The 1522-nt window shown below is 35.9% G+C and carries 1 protein-coding gene; it reads right to left on the minus strand.

All coding sequences use genetic code 11. The features are described 5' to 3' along the window. Positions 1-181 precede the first annotated feature (181 nt). Positions 182-1423: an IS256 family transposase gene (locus tag DOK76_RS12840; protein ID WP_166034213.1), complete on the minus strand. Its 1242-nt coding sequence runs from the start codon at positions 1421-1423 to the stop codon at positions 182-184. Between the last annotated feature and the right edge of the window lie 99 nt (positions 1424-1522).

The raw sequence follows: 1522 nt of genomic DNA on the forward strand, positions 1-1522 counted from the left end.
GGGTTTGTCAAGTTAAGTGTGTAAATTCCTTAAAAATAAAAATAGAAACTCAATTTGACAATGAGTCGTCCTGTGATAATCTCTAGGGATAAGAGGGTATTTTTAATAAACCTCTTGTCCCGATAAAAAATCGCAGGACGAGAGACTCGTTGTCAAATTTTATATGTCTCACTTATTTTGATTAGTAACGATTATATTTTTCGACACGTTTTGAAAAAGAGTCGTTGACCGTTAATTGGTTAAGCACCATAGCCCAATTATGAACATGCCCACCTTCCCATTTACTTTGAAGTTCTTTCACTCGAAGATATAATAGCTTAAGAAGGGCATTCTCATTAGGGAAAGCTCCTTTTTTAGTTACCTTGCGGAAACTAGAGTGAACACTTTCTACAGCATTTGTCGTGTACATTATTTTTCGAATAGCTGAGCCGTAATCAAATAATTGTTCGACATGGTGGAAATTTCTTTTCCAAACATCAATAGCTCCAGGATAGACTACCCACTTTGTTTGAAAGGTATCAAAAGCTGTTTGAGCCGCTTTTAAAGAGGAGGCACTGTAAAAAGACTTCATATCCTTACAAACCTCTTTATAACTTTTACTTGGCACATAACGAAGGGCATTTCTAACTAAATGGACCAGACAACGTTGAACAACAACACCTGGGAAAATAGCCTTGGCTCCATTCTCAAGCCCTGATACACCATCCATTGAAATAAAAAGAATATCTTCAACACCACGTTCTTTAATCTCATCAAAAATCTGCATCCATCTATTTTTCGATTCTGTTTGATTTAGCCAAATACCTAGAATTTCTTTATTTCCTTTTAAATCATAACCAAGAATTGTATACACCGCACATTCTTTCACTTCATAATTTTCTCTTAGAGTGACATACATACAATCGACGAACAAGAAAGCATAGCATTTGGCCAGAGGCCTGATTTGCCATTCCTCAAGTTCTGGTAATATTTGATCTGTGATATCCGACACCATATCATGAGAAATAGTAAAACCATAAATATCTTCAATTGTCGAGGCAATATCTCGTTGACTCATGCCTTTGGCATACATAGAAAGAACTTTTCCTTCAATACTTGAAACGTCTCTGCTTCTTTTAGGAATGATTTCTGGCTCAAAAGAAGCGTCTCTATCTCTAGGAACCTGAATGTCTAATTCACCAAAACTTGTTTTTAACTTTTTATTTCCATATCCATTCCGTCTGTTTTGAGTTTCTTTTTCTTGTCTTGACTGATTCTCATAACCTAAATGATTATCTAATTCTCCACGTAGCATTGCTTCAAACATCGGTCCGAAAACATCTTTTAGGGCTTCTTGCATGTCTTCAACCGATTCTGGTTGATAGGCATCAATAATTGATTGAGCTAACTTCGCTGATTTTTGATCTTTTTTCTTTTTCGTCACGACTTACCACTCCTTTAATCTATTGTAAAAAAAGAAAAACCGCGAAGCAACCCACTACCTAGGATGGTAGGTTACTTACACGGTTTATATTACACTCTC

Source organism: Candidatus Vagococcus giribetii (genome assembly GCF_017316185.1).
Classification (GTDB): domain Bacteria; phylum Bacillota; class Bacilli; order Lactobacillales; family Vagococcaceae; genus Vagococcus; species Vagococcus giribetii.